Source organism: Agrobacterium sp. 5Ca50, assembly GCF_055381905.1.
In genome coordinates, this window is the sequence record NZ_AP026440.1 from 790,726 (window position 1) to 806,916 (window position 16,191).

14 protein-coding genes are annotated in these 16,191 nt (G+C 55.2%); 4 read left to right on the plus strand and 10 right to left on the minus strand.

Going from position 1 to position 16,191, the window contains the following annotated elements:
* Window positions 1-134 precede the first annotated feature (134 nt).
* The 6 genes from ACZ5FM_RS25810 to ACZ5FM_RS25835 all read right to left on the minus strand — a co-directional run bounded on the left by ACZ5FM_RS25810 (window position 135) and on the right by ACZ5FM_RS25835 (window position 7,305).
* The gene (locus ACZ5FM_RS25810) at window positions 135-1,139 is read right to left on the minus strand and encodes an ABC transporter permease (RefSeq protein WP_312950242.1); all 1,005 of its coding nucleotides are present in this window, start codon (window positions 1,137-1,139) and stop codon (window positions 135-137) included.
* The gene (locus ACZ5FM_RS25815; RefSeq protein ID WP_312950239.1) at window positions 1,132-2,622 is read right to left on the minus strand and encodes a sugar ABC transporter ATP-binding protein; all 1,491 of its coding nucleotides are present in this window, start codon (window positions 2,620-2,622) and stop codon (window positions 1,132-1,134) included. Before ACZ5FM_RS25815 ends, ACZ5FM_RS25810 begins: the two co-directional genes overlap by 8 nt.
* Complete coding sequence (locus tag ACZ5FM_RS25820) at window positions 2,622-3,608, minus strand: sugar-binding transcriptional regulator (protein WP_275642643.1); 987 nt, start codon at window positions 3,606-3,608, stop codon at window positions 2,622-2,624. Before ACZ5FM_RS25820 ends, ACZ5FM_RS25815 begins: the two co-directional genes overlap by 1 nt.
* 2 nt (window positions 3,609-3,610) lie before the next feature.
* A complete protein-coding gene (locus ACZ5FM_RS25825) occupies window positions 3,611-5,122 on the minus strand; it encodes an FGGY-family carbohydrate kinase (RefSeq protein ID WP_312950236.1) in 1,512 nt (503 codons plus the stop codon).
* A gap of 62 nt (window positions 5,123-5,184) precedes the next feature.
* Complete coding sequence (locus tag ACZ5FM_RS25830) at window positions 5,185-6,207, minus strand: galactitol-1-phosphate 5-dehydrogenase (protein ID WP_464041202.1); 1,023 nt, start codon at window positions 6,205-6,207, stop codon at window positions 5,185-5,187.
* 111 nt (window positions 6,208-6,318) lie between these two features.
* The gene (locus ACZ5FM_RS25835; protein WP_312950232.1) at window positions 6,319-7,305 is read right to left on the minus strand and encodes a substrate-binding domain-containing protein; all 987 of its coding nucleotides are present in this window, start codon (window positions 7,303-7,305) and stop codon (window positions 6,319-6,321) included.
* Between the two features lie 502 nt (window positions 7,306-7,807).
* Here ACZ5FM_RS25835 and ACZ5FM_RS25840 point away from each other — a divergent pair.
* On the plus strand, window positions 7,808-9,181 hold the full coding sequence (locus ACZ5FM_RS25840; protein WP_312951373.1) for an ISNCY family transposase: 1,374 nt from the start codon (window positions 7,808-7,810) through the stop codon (window positions 9,179-9,181).
* Between the two features lie 262 nt (window positions 9,182-9,443).
* On the plus strand, window positions 9,444-10,445 hold the full coding sequence (locus tag ACZ5FM_RS25845; protein WP_464041203.1) for an IS30 family transposase: 1,002 nt from the start codon (window positions 9,444-9,446) through the stop codon (window positions 10,443-10,445).
* 379 nt (window positions 10,446-10,824) lie between these two features.
* Here ACZ5FM_RS25845 and ACZ5FM_RS25850 read toward each other — a convergent pair whose 3' ends face one another.
* Window positions 10,825-11,013 (minus strand): hypothetical protein, encoded by a 189-nt coding sequence (locus tag ACZ5FM_RS25850; protein WP_275642647.1) that lies wholly within the window; start codon window positions 11,011-11,013, stop codon window positions 10,825-10,827.
* A 386-nt stretch (window positions 11,014-11,399) separates the two neighbouring features.
* Here ACZ5FM_RS25850 and ACZ5FM_RS25855 point away from each other — a divergent pair, with 386 nt between their 5' ends.
* Window positions 11,400-12,719: an LLM class flavin-dependent oxidoreductase gene (locus ACZ5FM_RS25855; protein ID WP_312949407.1), complete on the plus strand. Its 1,320-nt coding sequence runs from the start codon at window positions 11,400-11,402 to the stop codon at window positions 12,717-12,719.
* 49 nt (window positions 12,720-12,768) lie between these two features.
* Here ACZ5FM_RS25855 and ACZ5FM_RS25860 read toward each other — a convergent pair whose 3' ends face one another.
* The 3 genes from ACZ5FM_RS25860 to ACZ5FM_RS25870 all read right to left on the minus strand — a co-directional run bounded on the left by ACZ5FM_RS25860 (window position 12,769) and on the right by ACZ5FM_RS25870 (window position 15,243).
* On the minus strand, window positions 12,769-13,575 hold the full coding sequence (locus ACZ5FM_RS25860; RefSeq protein WP_312949404.1) for an endo alpha-1,4 polygalactosaminidase: 807 nt from the start codon (window positions 13,573-13,575) through the stop codon (window positions 12,769-12,771).
* Between the two features lie 316 nt (window positions 13,576-13,891).
* A complete protein-coding gene (locus ACZ5FM_RS25865) occupies window positions 13,892-14,593 on the minus strand; it encodes an aspartate/glutamate racemase family protein (protein WP_312949401.1) in 702 nt (233 codons plus the stop codon).
* A gap of 20 nt (window positions 14,594-14,613) precedes the next feature.
* Window positions 14,614-15,243 carry a flavin reductase family protein gene (locus ACZ5FM_RS25870; protein WP_312949398.1) on the minus strand — a complete coding sequence of 210 codons (630 nt, stop codon included), beginning with the start codon at window positions 15,241-15,243 and terminating at the stop codon, window positions 14,614-14,616.
* Between the two features lie 131 nt (window positions 15,244-15,374).
* Between ACZ5FM_RS25870 and ACZ5FM_RS25875 the strand changes: the two genes are divergently transcribed.
* Window positions 15,375-16,052 carry a GntR family transcriptional regulator gene (locus ACZ5FM_RS25875; protein ID WP_275642652.1) on the plus strand — a complete coding sequence of 226 codons (678 nt, stop codon included), beginning with the start codon at window positions 15,375-15,377 and terminating at the stop codon, window positions 16,050-16,052.
* Window positions 16,053-16,191: the final 139 nt, after the last annotated feature.

The following is a 16,191-nucleotide window of genomic DNA, read 5'->3' on the forward strand; positions in this document are numbered from 1 at the left end:
GACGCCCCTGTGTGAGAGGTCGTCGCCAAGAAGGTCTCTCATCTTGGCGACGATTTTTTCCGGTATTGTTGATGCCTTTGGACGTCACGGTGGAGAAGATTTACCGTGACGTCTTCGTATCTTTGCAAGAAGTTTCAGGCACGACCGCGGCGGATATCGATGAAGCGGTTGAGCAGAATGGCGGCAACAATAATCAGGCCGGTGACAGTCATCTGATAGAAAGAACCGAGACCGAGCAGGTTGAAGATATTGCGCAGCACCTGCAGCAACATCACGGCAAAAAAGGTGCCGAGTACGCCGCCGCGACCACCGAAAAGTGAGGTTCCTCCGAGCACAACAGCCGCGATTGCATCGAGCTCAAGGCCCTGTGCAGCAGTCGGTTGACCAATACGCAGGCGTGATGTCAGCAAAATTCCGGCAAGCGCGCTCATGACACCTGATGCCGTAAAGACAAGGATAAGAATACGCGTGGTTGGCAATCCAGACAGACGGGCAGCTTCCGGATTTCCGCCGGTTGCATAGACAGATTCACCAAAAACGGTCAGTCGCAAAAGAGCACCTGCGGCAACACACAGTGCCACGAAAATTATCCCCATGGTGCTGACCTGGATTCCAGGTAGCAGGGGCACCATCGTTAACGAGATGGCTGCGAACTCTGGCGGCAGACCGGCAACCGGCGTGCCGTTGGTCAGCAGATAGGTTACACCGCGAAATGATACGAGACCTGCCAGCGAGACGATAAAACTTGGAACGGCAGCAAAAGCGGTGATCGCCCCGATCGATGCGCCGGCAACGGCACCGGTGAAGATGGTGATCGCCAGGGCAGGGACGATGGGCATGCCCCCTGCCAACAGCACCGCAACCAGCATGCCGCAAAGCGCGGTAACCGAACCGACAGAAAGGTCAATATTTCCCGTGAGAATGACAAATGTCATGCCAATGGCGACAACGCCAACGACCGCTGCCTGCTGAAACAGATTGGAGATATTGGTCGGCGTGAGGAAGTTCGGCGACAGTATTGCCGCGATAGCGACCACGACAAGGAAGATAACGATGAAGTTATATTCGATCGCCAGATCCACGAGGCGGCGAGAGGAGGAGCGTTGCAATGGCGTTGTTCCCGTTACGGTATCAGTCATGATGATGTTCTCCCAGGATCTGGTGACGCAGGATCGTGTCGTGATCTGTGCTGGCCGGGTTGAAACGTGCGATGTTCCGCCCTTCGTGGAAGACCCAGATTGTGTCGCAGGCAGCGTAAAGCTCATCCAGCTCGGACGAGGCGACGATGACGGCCGTGCCCTCGGAGGCAAGCTTATCAACCAGCTTGTATAGATCTGCCTTGGCTCCGATATCGAGGCCGCGCGAAGGCTCGTCAAGCAGCAGCAGCTTTGCACCCTTGATGATCCATTTGGCGAGAACGACCTTTTGCTGGTTCCCGCCGGACAATTGCAAAACCTTCTGTTCCGGCGCGCCGTATTTGGTTGTCAGCTGTTTTAAAACGGAAACGGTCTGCGCTTTCAGCTCTCCATGGCGAGCGAGAAATTTACCTTGCATGGCCGGGAGAGTGGCATTGCGATAGATCGGTGCGTCGAGAATGAGCCCTTCCGTCTTGCGGTTTTCGGGCACCAGGCCCAGGCCCGCCCGGATCGCGTCGCGTGGCGACTTGGGATTGAACGATTTGCCGTAAAGAGACATTTGCGATTGAGCCGGGTCTGCACCAAATAGAGCCTTCAGAAATGACGTTCGGCCCGAACCGTTCAGTCCGGTTAATCCAGCAATTTCACCACGACGCAATTCAAAATCGCGGATTTCCAGCTTGTGTGCTCCCACAAGACGGTCAACCCTCAGCACGACATCGCCGGTCACGGGTGCGCGCTCCTGCCGCTCAATCAGCATGCGGTTACGACCCAAGATCGCTTCGACCAGCGCACTGTCCGGAGTGCCTGCGACATCGAAGGTTTCGATCGTCTGGCCACCCCGCAGCACCGTGACGCGGTCTCCGATCTCGCGAAGTTCACCGAGGCGGTGGCTGACATAAAGAATCGCAACGCCGCGCGTCGTCAGTTCCCGGATGACGCGGAAGACTGCCTTCAGTTCTGTTTCGTTCAACGCGGCCGACGGTTCATCCATGATGATGACCTTGGCATCCCGCGTTAGGGAGCGCGCAATTGCCGTCAGTTGCTGGTTGGCAATTGACAAATTACCAACCCGGTCTTCTGGAGAAAAGGAAGCCTTTATCCTGGCCAATGCTTCAAGGGCGCGGGCACGCCGTTCTCGTTTGTTCAGAAAACCGAAACTGGCGGGTGGGTGGCCAAGAAACAGATTTTCAGCGACGGTGAGCTGCGGAACAAGATCAAGTTCCTGGTAGATCATTGAAATTCCGGCCGCTGCGGCCTCAGCCGGTGCCTTGAAATTCACCTTTTTGCCTTCGACCCAGATGTCCCCGCCGGAAGGCGAAAGAGCGCCAGCGATCAATTTGAGAAAGGTGGACTTTCCGGCGCCGTTCGCACCCAAAAGACAATGAACTTCACCTTTTCTGACCGAAATATTTGCTTCGGCGAGGGCCACGATATGTGGTGGGAATTTCTTGGAGAGTTGTTCTATCCGGAGTACGTCTTCCATCAGGCAGCTTCCTCCAGAATTTTGCGGGCTGTTCCTTCATCGGTCACCAGATCTGTGACGTAGCCGGCCCGAAGGCAGGCTGCGGTGATCAGGTGCTTGTCCTCACCGGCCGCGACACCGATTACTCTTTCCTTGTGCGCAAGTGCCTCCAGCCTCAGGCCGATAGTTCGATCATCAAGCTGGCGATCGGCAATCTTGCCATTCCGGTCGACGAAACGCCCCATGATATCGCCAACGGAGTTCAGCGTTTTCAAGCGCGCAATATCGTGGTCATCGAGATACCCCGAGCCAAGCAAAACGGACTGATGGGTAAGCCCTCCAAGACCGAAGCAGACAACGGGTGCCTCATCGGCAAGTCTGAGGACGCGCCCGATTATCGGGTCATGTTCAAGAGCCTCTCGCGTCGAACGTGATCCCATTATCGCCGGCACAGGCAAAAGCGTGGCGCGCCCCGGTGCTGACTGTGCAAACTCCTCGGCAACTGCTGAATTTCGGCTGGTGGTAGTCGTCAGAGCGGTCGAGCCGTTGACAAGAACCACATTGAGGCCAGGGCACCAGTCTTTTGGCAAGGCGCGGGCAACCGCTGCCATCGTGCGTCCCCAGCTGACCCCCATGAGAGATGGTCTGGGATTGAGGCTCACAAGATGGCTTGCTGCAGCTTGCGCAACGCTGTCAATGATCAGGCTGGGCTCTTCGATATCGACCGTCGGGACGACGATTGCTTCTCTAACGCCAAAATGGCGCTGCAATTCGACTTCCATTGATGTTCGCCGACCAGCGCGAGGCGTGATTTCGATCCGGACGACACCGTTTTCCTTGGCCTCAACCAGCAGGCGGCCAACTTGCCAGCGGGTTAGGCCGAGTTCGTTGGCAATGTCTGACTGGGTGCGATCCAAATCATAGTAGAGTTTGGCCACCTGCACCATCAGATGGTCGCGCTGTTCATTGACGGGCAGGCGGGCGGAGTAGGGGTTACGTTCTGCCATGTTCACGCTCCCATCTGCCGACGGGCAAGCTGGTGTAATGTCGGGCGCAACTGTTCGGTTGCGTCTTGATAAAGGGGAAGCATACGTTCGAACCATTCGGCGCGGCCGGGATTGGGCAGTAGCTCGCTTGCGGGTGCAACACAGGCTTTTGCGGCGGTCTTCAGATCAGGAAACACGCCAATCGCGGAGGCGGCTGCGACCGCCGTGCCGACAAGAGAAAGATTGTCTTCACGGGCGACCTGGACCGGAAGTCCGAGCGCATCGACCGTGGCTTGCAGCCAGGCGGCATTCTTGACGATGCCACCAGCCATCATCACCCGCTCGACCGCCACACCCCGTGCTTTGAGCACCGACAGGATATTGGCGGACCCGAGCGCAACGGAATCGATCGCCGCCGCGTAAATGTCAGCGCGTGTGTGGCCCAGCGTCAGCCCCATCAGCACGCCACGCAAGGAGGCGTCACGATAGGGTGTACGATTACCCATCATATAGTCCAGCGCAAGCAGGCCTTCGGAGCGGTGCGGCGTTGCGGCAACATCGGCAATCATCGCCGCATGTCCATTTTTGTCGAGGCCGAAAATTTCATCGGTCAGCCAATTGAGCATCGACCCCGCAGCAACCTGACCACATTCCACCAGCCAGCGGCCATCGGTCAGTGCATTCGGGTAGGGGCCCCAGAAACCGGAAACGTCTTCCTCCTGTGCAAGTTGCACCAGCTGGACGATAGACGTGCCACCGATGAACAGCATGCCGCCAGGTTCGACCGTGTCTGCGCCGAGAATGCCGATATGAGCGTCGATGCCGCCCTGCGCTACGACCGGCAGGTTATCAAGACCCAGTTCAGCGGCCATTTCGCTGCGCATCGTGCCGATAATTCCGCCGACTGGAACGATACGCTGCGGCAAACGCTCCAGAAGATCTGGAATACCGAAGGCTTGATAAATTTCCGGAACAAAACGATGGTTCTGGCTGTCGTAATTCCACTTGCAGGCTGCATTCATGCGCGAACCGACCCATTCACCCGTCAGGTCGAAGTTTACGTAGTCGAGCGCTTCGCAAATCACTTCGGCCTTTGACCAGAGTTCCGGCATATGGCTTTTCAACCACATCGATTTGGGTACAAGCCACTCGACAGCGTCCGAGCCGCCGCAAAACCGCATTACCTCATGGTCAAGCGAAGCCGTCTGTCGTGCCTCAGCATCGGCGCGACAGTCCATCCATAGTATTGCTGGCGAAAGCGGGGTACCATCACGCAGACACACCGCGACAGTGGAAGCCGTTGTCGCGCAGCAGACAGCATCAACCGTCTTTCGCCCTGCTTTTTCAAGGGCGGCACGGCCAGCATGACGAAGGGCTTTGCGCCAATCAGTCGGAGATTGTTCAGCCCACCCGGCTCTCGGATAATGTGTCGCATAGGCTGCGTCCGCCTGACCGAGCATCTGACGGCGGTCGACGTCGTAAACACCTGCTCGTACGCCACCGGTGCCAAAATCGAAGCTCAAAATATGAGCCATGTTCGATTGTCCTCCCCAAACTGCCAGTTATGACGGCCCGGCCTCCAACCGGGTTTTGTCCGTCACGGGCGAAACATGATCTTCGAGAAAAAGAAGCCACGGTCGTTGCGAAGCCGCTCGAAAATTGCGGGTAATTCATCGAGTGCAAGATCGTGGGTTATCATGAATTCCCATTTGAGGGCTCCGGACGCAAGCTTGTCAAGCGCAACCGTCCATTGTGGGCCGGGGTAGGGAGCGCCAAACGAATTCCACGAACCATGCAGCGAGACTTCCTGACGAAGGAAGTGTTGGAAGGTGGCATTGGAAAGAGGCACTTCGCCAACCGGAATGCCGATAAAAGCAACGTGACCGCCTGGTGCGGCAAGCTGCACTGCTGTGCCGATCGAACTTGGATGCCCGGCCGCCTCGATGATGATATTGCACAGGAGATCTTTCGGGATATCGTCAGTTGAAAGCAACGTATGTGTCGCGCCGGCCTGACGAGCCAACTCAAGCTTTTCTTTGGAAATGTCGATCGCAACAACTTCGGTTGCTCCCATCAACAACATCCACTGAATGGCAAAAAGCCCGATTGGACCACAGCCGATAACCGCTCCGCGATCACCCATCGTCACGCCGCCCGCCTTCCAAATGGCATGTAGCGCGATCGACGCCGGATCGACCATTGCGGCCGCGCGGGGGTCGCAGTTTGCCGGAACCTTCATAAGGTTGCTGACCGGAGCGCAGACATATTCCGCGTAGGCTCCATCGCGACGAGAGCCGAAATAGTCGTAATTGCGGCAGCGAGAGAAGTTGCCGGTGGCGCACTGGTCACAACTATTGCATGGAAGCATTGGAGGAACTGTGACCAGTTCACCAACTTCGAAATTGGGAACACCCGAACCGAGTTCTTCGATAACGCCAGAAAACTCATGACCACAGATGATCGGCATCTTGTGGGCACCTTTGGTGAGCATTCGCGGCAAATCCGAACCACAAACGCCGACGGCCGCGACGCGTAGGAGGGCTTCTCCTTGTCCCGGCACGGGTTTGGCAACGTCTTCGAGGCGGATATCTCCGGGCGTGTGGAGTACGGCTGCACGCATGATTTTGCTATCCTTCAGATACACTGAGGCAATCGTCGGGCTGGGGCGCCGACGCTCATTGACAGATAAGATCAATCAGGAGGGGCAAAGCCCCTCCTGTCTGCTTGGGAGTTATTGGTTGAGAACCTGCGGACGGTATTCCGCAAACAGTGCAGAATGCGGGAACTTACCGACATTTTCCGGGGTTACCAGCGCCGTGCCGGCATCGACAAAGGCCGGAACAGTTTTCTTGGCGGCGGCTTCAAGTGCGACTTGAATGGTGACGTCACCGAGATACTGAGGATCGTTGAGAGCGGTCGCCACATATTTGCCGCCTGAGCTCATGGTCTGCAGCGCTTCAGACAGCCCATCGACACCCGCAACCAGAACATCGTCCCGGTTGTTTTCCTTCAAGACCTGCATAGCGCCAAGTGCCATGTCATCATTATGGGCGTAGATAACCTTGACATCAGGATGGGCTTGCAAAAGGTCCTGCATTGCGGTGACCGCATTGGCGCGGATGTACTCAGCGTAAGGGCCTTCGACGATTTTGTGTCCGCTATCCTTGATCGCATCGTGGAAGCCGTCTCGACGATCCATCATCACGGCGCCACCGGCGTCACCCTGGATTTCGATGATTTTGGCATCGCTGATGCCATCTGCCTTCAGTTTCGCAACGACGGCCTCGCCAACCAGTTTGCCCATGGCCTTGTTGTCGCGCCCGACATGGGCCGCCACGGTGCCACCACGCACAGGGCGGTCGACCGTTATGACAGGAATACCTGCCGCCGCGGCTGCATCCAGAGACGGTGCCACGGCATCCGGGTTGACCGGATTGATAATGATAGCGTTGACACCCTGTGTAATGAGATCCTGAATATCATTGTTTTGCTTAGACACATCGCCGTTGGCATCCAGAAACACCAACGTGTCACCTGATGCCGCTGCTGCGGCCTCTGCACCATTCTTCAACTGAACATAAAATGGAGATTGCAGGGTAACCTGGCTAAAACCGATTTTGAGATCTTTTGCGTAGGCGGCTTGGCCACCAAATGCGAGAATTGCGACAGTGGAAGCGGCTACCGATAAGGTAACCATGAAATGACGACGACTGTTCATATGATCCTCCCATGATCGTGAACGTGACGATTGCCCTCCCGGCAATCAGCATATGTGATATTTATTCACTTCTGCTGATTTAAGGGCAACATTTCTCGTCCGTAGTTGTCAACGGGAAGGATAATTTTTGTTAAAATAAAATCTATCCTATTGTAATAAATATATAATTTTCGGTCTAAATTGACGGAGGTCCAAAATTTATGGCTTCAGCGCTGGCATTTTCAAAGTCTGTGCATTGCAACAAAAATCGCTAAAAACAACAAATGACGGAATTGAGGGTTCTTTGCGAGGGATGATTTTGTTTTTAGTTATTTGTCCGCAGCGCTTTTGAGCAAGACCGGCCGAACAGCTGATACCAACTAAACATAAGGACATGGAATACATAAGTTCCATAACAAACCTTATGCGATTTATGTGTGTAGCCGCAAAGTTAAAGTGTCCTGTTTCTGCAAAGTTGGAATGTCACACTCCCCGGGTCTGATTGACACCTGGGAGATTGCAGATGGGACTGATTACGATGAGCGAGCGCGATTTGCGGCGGATCGAGGTTTTGTCGAAAGTCATCGCCGGTCGAATGACGATGGTATCAGCGGCACATGTACTTGCCCTGAGTGAGCGTCAGGTTCGCCGGCTGCTTGATCGGATCCGAACTGGTGGTGCGGCGTCGATCCGGCACAAGGCCATTGGTCGACCGTCGAACAACCGGATCAATGATGGTATTCGCGACTACGCTGTGGCGCTCGTTCGGGAGAGTTATGCGGATTTCGGACCGACCCTGGCGACCGAGAAGCTTGCCGAGCGTGATGGCCTGCAGGTTTCGCGTGAGACGGTTCGCCACTGGATGGTCGATGCTGGACTTTGGTTGTCGCGCAAGCAGCGGCGGAGGTTTCACCAGCCGCGACTTCGACGTGAGGCCTATGGCGAGCTGGTGCAGATTGATGGTTCTGAGCACCGTTGGTTTGAGGATCGCGGGCCAGCGTGTTCGTTGCTGGTGTTCGTCGACGACGCGACCGGCAGGTTGATGCAGCTGCGTTTTGTGCGTTCCGAGAGCGCCTTCACCTACTTCGAGGCGCTGGCGCTTTATCTCAAGCGTCACGGTGCGCCGATTGCTTTCTATTCCGACAAGCATTCGGTGTTCCGGGTGGCAAAGAAGGACGCCAAAGGTGGCCAGGGAATGACCCAGTTCGGGCGGGCGCTGTGTGAGTTAAATATCGAGATTCTCTGTGCAAATTCCAGCCAGGCGAAAGGCCGTGTGGAACGGATGAACCGGACATTGCAGGATCGGCTGGTCAAGGAGTTGCGATTGGCTGGCATCGACACGATGGACGCCGGTAATGCATTTTTGCCTGACTTCATGGACGATTATAACGCACGATTTGCGGTCGTCCCTGCCCGATCTGATGACCTGCACCGACCGGTTAATCTCGCACCGGATCGCTTATCCGATATCCTTTGCAAGCGTGAACAGCGTTATGTTGGATCACAGCTGACATTCTCCTATGAACGCAAACGCATCATGCTTGAGGAGACTGACGTCACGCGCGGCCTTGTTGGCAAATATGTTGAGACCTATGCCTATACGGATGGTCGACTGGACGTGCGCTGGAAAGGGTATTCCCTGCCCTACACGGTGTTCGACAAGGATCAACGCGTGACGCATGCGGCGATCACCGAGAACAAGCGGCTTGGAGATATTCTGGCCTATATCAAAGAACGCCAGGACGAGCGCCCCGCGCCTGAGGTCAAGAGCAGCAGCGATAAAAATGGCTACATCAAACGCGCTCGTGGACCCGGTCGTCGGAAAGACTTCACGAACGATCCGGCCGTCATTGCACGGCGACGGAAAGCGTTGTCGCAGCAGCAAGCGGCGGAGTGAAGAGTTCTAGAGCTCAGCCGAAAGGGTGTTTCATCACCCGCCCCCGCCCTCTCCTTGCAATCGGAGAGCTGGTTCGGTCGGGGGCTGATCTGCGGTGTCAGTGTGGCATGTCTGAACGGCTGAGACGCCTCAATTGGACATTTCTACTTTGCACAGCGGCGGACATTTCAACTCCTCTGCCACAATGTGTGTAGCCGGGTACATTCTATTTCCAAGTGCGACATGCCAGTAATTTCAATGGCTTCACTTTGGAGATTTTGGCATGGCTCGATGCTACACGCAGATCACCCTCACCGATCGCCGACGCTTGCATCATCTGGTGGCGGCAAAAGTTCCGATCAACGAGATGGCCCGTCAGCTTGGCCGTCATCGCTCGACGATTTACCGCGAGATCAAGCGCAATACGTTTCGTGATCGCGAACTGCCGGACTACGACGGCTATTACAGCACAGTTGCTCACGATATCTCCAAGGAGCGGCGGCGGCGACTGAGAAAGCTGCGGCGCCATCCGAATTTGCGCACGGAGATCATCAACCAGTTAGAGGCTCGCTGGTCTCCGGAACAGATCGCCGGACGCCTGTTGTCGGAGGGGTTCAGTGCTGTTCGTGTCTGCAAGGAGACGATCTATCGCTTCATCTACAGCAAGGAAGATTATGGGCTAGGCCTCTATCAATACCTCCCCGAAGCGCGCCGCAAAAGTCGTCCGCTGCGCTCGAGGAAACCGCGCGACGGCGCGTTTCCAGCCACTCACCGCATATCCCAACGGCCTGATTTTATTGGAGATAGATCGCGGTTTGGGCACTGGGAGGGCGACCTCCTCATCTTCGAACGTCCACTCGGCCACGCCAATGTCACCTCCCTGGTGGAGCGCAAGAGCCGCTATACCGTTCTCATCAAGAACCCAAGCCGTCACTCAGGCCCAATCATGGATAAGATCATCAGAGCGTTTTCTCCATTGCCGGCCTTCGCGCGTCAAAGCTTCACCTTTGATCGCGGTACCGAGTTTGCCGGATTCAGGGCTTTGGAGGAAGGGATCGGTGCGTGCAGCTGGTTTTGCGACCCAAGCGCGCCTTGGCAAAAAGGGACCGTCGAAAATACCAACAAGCGAATTCGACGCTTCCTGCCAGGCAGCACAGACCTGGCAGTCGTGTCACAGCGCGACCTTCTCGACCTCACGCGTCATATCAACGATCAACCGCGCAAATGCCTTGGATACAGGACGCCGGCCGAGGTGTTTATGGCGCATTTGCACGAAGATAGGTGATCCCCTATCCTGCAAAACGGGCATGATGCACTTGGGTTAGCTTCTCCACCGCAAAGTTAAAGTGTCCTGTTTCTGCAAAGTTGGAATGTCACACTCCCCGGGTCTGATTGATGCCTGGGAGATTGCAGATTGGCTTGATAACGACGACCAAGCGGGAAATCTCTGGCGACGGATGGCGAAGTGTCCCTAATCGCGGAGCGGATGAAAAACGACATCGGCAAAAAATCAAACCTTAATGGCCTCAAGGACCGCAACAGTCTGGCTGCGGGAAACCATATGTCTGCGCATATCGTCGAAGCAAGGACAAATATTCTCTGCGCGCATCCGTAAGTTAAGCCGCACATCCGCTCGTCTTTGAAAAATCATGGTCCGCCAAGGATCACGCCGCAAAAGCGCTGGGTGTTGCCAGATGGCTGCGGATGTCTGCCGTCAGATCGTGCAAGTTCGCATATCTGCGATTGTCGAGATCAATCACATGGAACTTCACGGCAATGAACCGCAACTTGTTGTCTTCAGGGATTGCTATTCCGACCGGCAGTCCGGCGTGTTCAATAACGTGTCTCTGCATATCCGTCTCTTTTCAGCGCGTTTTTTGACCTCGAACTAATCCACCTCTGCGATTTCACAGGTGCGTGCATTCGTAATGGAAAACGGCAACAACGGTTTTGCGTGATGTCGGTCATATTGCGGGTTGCGTCATATTTACGATCAAATGAAACGTGAACCATGATTTATCCTCACCCGGCTATTGTCTATAAAATATATATACTATTCAGATCATGATGTAATGTCGAAAGTTCGAATTTTCGGAAGAAAAATCTAAATTTTCAATGATGTGGTTGGATATAGAGTTATTTATCTTATCTAGGTTAAAATTAGGGAATAAATATTCGGGAGGTTGGCCCTATTTTTATCGCCAATATATTCCCAACATGCTCCAAGGAGAGCCGCGCCATGGCAAAGTCGATGCATCTCACAGCGTTCATGCGTCCCGTCAGTCTGCATACCGGCGCGTGGCGATATCCGGGTTCCTATGCCGATGCGAACTTCAACTTTTCCCATTTGAAGTCATTCATTCAAAAGCTCGAAGCTGCGAAATTTGACGCGTTTTTTATGGCGGATCATCTGGCGGTTCTGAACATGCCAGTGGAGGCGCTGAGACGCAGCCACACTGTTACATCCTTTGAGCCGTTCACTTTGCTTTCGGCGCTGGCTGCCGTGACTGAAAAGATTGGCCTTGCCGCAACGGCGTCGACGACTTTTGACGAGCCGTATCACGTTGCTCGCCGGTTTGCCTCGCTCGATCATATCAGCGACGGACGCGCTGCATGGAATATTGTTACAACGGCAAACCCTGACTCCGCGCTCAACTTTGGTCTGGATACCCATGTTGATCATGGAGATAGATATGCGAGAGCGCGTGAGTTTTTCGCTGTCGTCACGGGCCTGTGGGACAGCTTTGCCGATGATGCATTTATTCGCGATCAGGAAAGCGGCATCTTCTTTGATCCCGATAAAATGCACGTGCTTGATCACAAAGGCCCTGCCCTGCAGGTCAAGGGGCCTTTGAATATAGCCCGGCCTGTCCAGGGCTGGCCCGTCATCGTGCAGGCCGGGCAATCAGAGCCCGGTCGTCAACTGGCTGCTGAAACCGCAGAGGTGGTGTTTTGCTCGCCGCGCGATCTGGCCGCTGCAAAGCTCCTTTATGCCGATATCAAAGGCAGGATGCCAGCTTTCGGCCGCCGTCCGGAGCAACTGAAAATACTGCCCGCTGCTCTCATCGTGATTGCAGACACGGTGGAACAAGCCAAGGCCAAGCGCGCCAAGCTTGACAGTCTGGTGCACTATGACAGCGCTATCGCGTCACTGTCGATTGCTCTTGGCCATGATGCGTCCGGTTTTGATCCGGATGGCCCGCTGCCTGACATACCCGATACGAATGCAAGCAAGACCGGTCGCGAGCAAGCGATAAGGCTTGCAAGAGAGGACGCGCTGACGGTGCGTGAGTTGGCACAGCGATATGGTGGTTATGCTGGCCTCGCTTTTGTGGGCACGCCACAAACCATCGCTGATGAGATGGAAAAATGGTTGGCCGAGGACGCCAGTGACGGCTTTACAGTCGTGTTACCTTATCTTCCGCAAGGGCTGGACGATGTGGTACTTCGGCTGGTTCCGGAACTGCAACGGCGAGGCCTGTTCCGCCGAGATTACGAAGGAACAACGTTGCGAGACCATCTCGGGTTGCCACGTCCCACCAACCGGTTTTTTGCGTAACGCTTTGTGGTTCGGTTGATGCCAGAAGTTGCCGCGACAAGCGGAGGTGTCAGCGAGATGCTGCCGGGCAATGGGCGTAGTGATAGCCTTTTTGTCCCGGCGCTTTCAGCATACGATCACGCAGGATCGTTGCTTTGGGCGTGTTCTTGTCACGGCAGACAGCGGAGAATTTTCGGCGCAGGTCATCGGTATATTCAATGTTGATGACCTGATCTCCGTAGAAGCGTGTGTATTCGGAACACTCATCAAAACGATGGCATTCTTCTGCAACGGCGAAATCAAATCCGATTGTGCGGCGCTCGTCGTGGGAAAGCTGCGGTGTGTTCTTCTGACCCGCGGCCAATCCATTGCTGTGTGCGATCTCGACAAGCAGGCGCGCGAATGCCACCGCATCTTCCTGCGTCAACGCCCCTTTTGAGCGGCTAAAGGAATCGAGATTATCGAATTCGACGGCGTCAAAGCCGGCCTTCGCGCAGTGCGCTATGCTGGTGGCGAGCCGTTTTGCAATCTGTTCTCTGATCGCTGCAGACGAGATGTTCAGAAGATACTCATCTGGCCAGCCGGGATCGGCAAATGCTTTGCCGTTTTTGCCAATAACCAAAAGCTCATTTGGCCACTGGCTGTCCGGCTGGGTCTGAAAACCATTCACGTAACAAATATTGTAAAGGCCTTCGGCTGGCATCGCCGTGCTATCGCGCGCCACAACAGTAACGCCAAGGGGAGGCTCATAACTGCCGCCCAGTTGATAGTCTGGAACTGCCCTACTTGGTATGGGCTTAACACGCTGATTTTGCTCAAGGCTGAACGCGATTTGTGGGAGCAGAACAAGAGTTGTTGCCAAAAAAAGTCGCTTCAATTTTCAAGATCCCTTGGCCTAATCAGATGCGTGCGCAAGACTTTAGCCGTTGTGGTGGCGAGTTGAAACGGCAGGCTTGATGCCGAGTAGAGTACGGATGTTCGTTCGAAAAGCAGGGGGGAAGTGGCAACCTAATTTGTTGCCTTTTATTGTCTGTATCCGTGATGATCTGGTGCCAAGCCCGACAGGCGGTCGCTTTCTCGGCTGGAAGATAATGATCCGCTGCCACAAGTCTCTCGCGAGCAAATGATGGGAAGTATGTCGACCGGATGAATTCAGTCGTAAGACGGTCCGGTGCCAGCCGCAGATCTGCCCGTCACCCCTTGACGCGCGGATAGTCGTAGGCATTGACCTTTGATGTGACGTAACCAGCGCCGACGAGGGCTTCGGCCATCTTGATTGCTGCCGTCACGCCATCAATCACCGGAACACCGGTCGCCTCGCGTAGACGGTGGCAGAGCGCCGACATGCCAGCGCAACCGAGGATGATGGCCTCGGCGCGGTCTTGCTGTTTGGCCGTTTCAATCTCACGGATCAGCAACTGCTCTGCCATGGCTGGATCGTCCTCCAGCCCGAGTACCGGCAAATTGATCGCCCTGACTTTACGGCAGTGACGATCTGCGCCGTAATCACCCACCAGATCTTCGATGATCGGGATGGACCGGGGCAATGTGGTGATGATCGAAAAGCGGCGACTGATGGTCATCGCCACCTGTATCGCCGCCTGGCAGATGCCGATGACGGGGCCGCGCGCAACTTCTCTCGCCGCGTGCAGGCCGGGATCGTCGAAGCAGGCGATGACATAGGCCTCGATGCCCAGACGTTCGCCCTTGCGAATTTCCTCCAGCATGCCGGGCACAGCCATTGCCTCATCCGCGCCACCTTCGATGCTGACGGGTGTGTTTGCCGGATTAACGGCAGAAACCTCGGTGCCCGATTGTTTTACACGCAACGCGCTTTCCAGCGCCTGGTTGGTCATAGAAGCCGTGGAGTTTGGGTTGATCAGGCGAATATGCATCGTCGCGAACCTTTCAGGGCCTATTTGTCCTGTGGCTTGATGAAATCTGCGATCGGTGGTGCGCTCAGTTCAAACTGGCGATCCGAAGTGATGTAATTGTCGGCATGCAAACGCGCGATCGGCTGGTATCGCTCGGGATCGACATAACGACCCTCAGCATCAAGGCACTCTCGGTGAACATGCATGTGGACGACTTCGCCAATCACCAGGGTGCGGCGGGGATAATCGATCAGACGCTCGACCCGGCACTCAAAGACGCAGGGCGATTGCGCAGCGTAACTTGCATCGATCTTGGCGCAGGATTTAGCAGTCAGTCCGGCCATGGAGAGTTCATCGACTTCATTATCAAAGCCTAGCCCGCAGACCAGCATTTGCTGCGACAAGGTCATGTCGACCATGTTGATGGCGAACTCGCCAGTGCGGCGAATATTGACCATCGTGTCTTTTTCTTCGCCCGACGATTGCGGCTGGATGCCAAGCACAACAAGTGGCGGATCGTGCGAGAACACGTTGAAGAAACTCATGGGCGCCGCGTTGTTATGGCCTGCTGCCGAACGGGTCGTCACCAGCGCTATCGGTCGCGGGCCGATGAAGTTCGTCAGCAGTCGGTAGCGGCTTTGTGGCTCAAGTTCGGTGAAGTCGAATTCCATGGTGAGATCTCAATTTCATAATTTACAATGATGTCTCATATTGTCGACAATATTGCAATGAAAATCATGACAATATCATTGACTTTTCTCGTGTCGTCGCGTTTTTATAACGGCAATAGGGAACAGATTTGATGACCGCGCAGGCCGGACCGTCCACACAACACATTGTCGAAAAAGTCTGGTTGTCCATCGCTGAGCGCCGGCTTCGTCCCGGCGTGCAGCTCAAGGAAGAGCAACTGGCGACGATCTTTAATGTCAGTCGCGCCAAGGTTCGCCAGGCTCTCACCGCACTGGAGCGCGATGGCCTTGTCACCATCATTCCCAACCGCGGCGCCTTTGTTTCCAAGCCATCGGTAGAAGAAGCGCGGGACGTATTTTTCGTGCGCCGAACGGTTGAGCGCTGCGTGATCGAACGTCTGTGCAAGTCGATTTCCAAGGCGGATCTGAAGCGATTGCGTGATCATGTCGCCAAAGAACGTGTCGCTAATACGGAAGATATTACGAGTGAAATCATCAAGCTTTCTGGTGGTTTTCACCTGCTTTTGGCGGAAACTCTGGGTTCGGACTTCCTGTTCACGACAATGCGGGACCTGATTGCCCGCTCATCGCTGATAACAGCCGTCTACCGCAATACCAACCGCTTCAATTGTGGGCCGGATGAACATGCCGAGATCGTTGAGGCGGTTGCCGCCAACGATGCCGAAAAGGCAATTCGTCTGATGGCGCATCATCTCGAGCATGTCGAATCCGAACTCGACCTGAGCGAAATCCGCGATCTCTCCCACGATCTGCGCGCCGCCCTCGCCTGATATTTGCTGTGGTATCGGCTGTGAAATCCCGCTGGCTCGGCATCACGCACGAATGCGTCTGTCGTTCGTGGTGGCGATCAGCTGCGCCTGCCTGCTTCGGAAAATTCAGCGCAGCGATAGAGACGGGTGTTGTCAATCA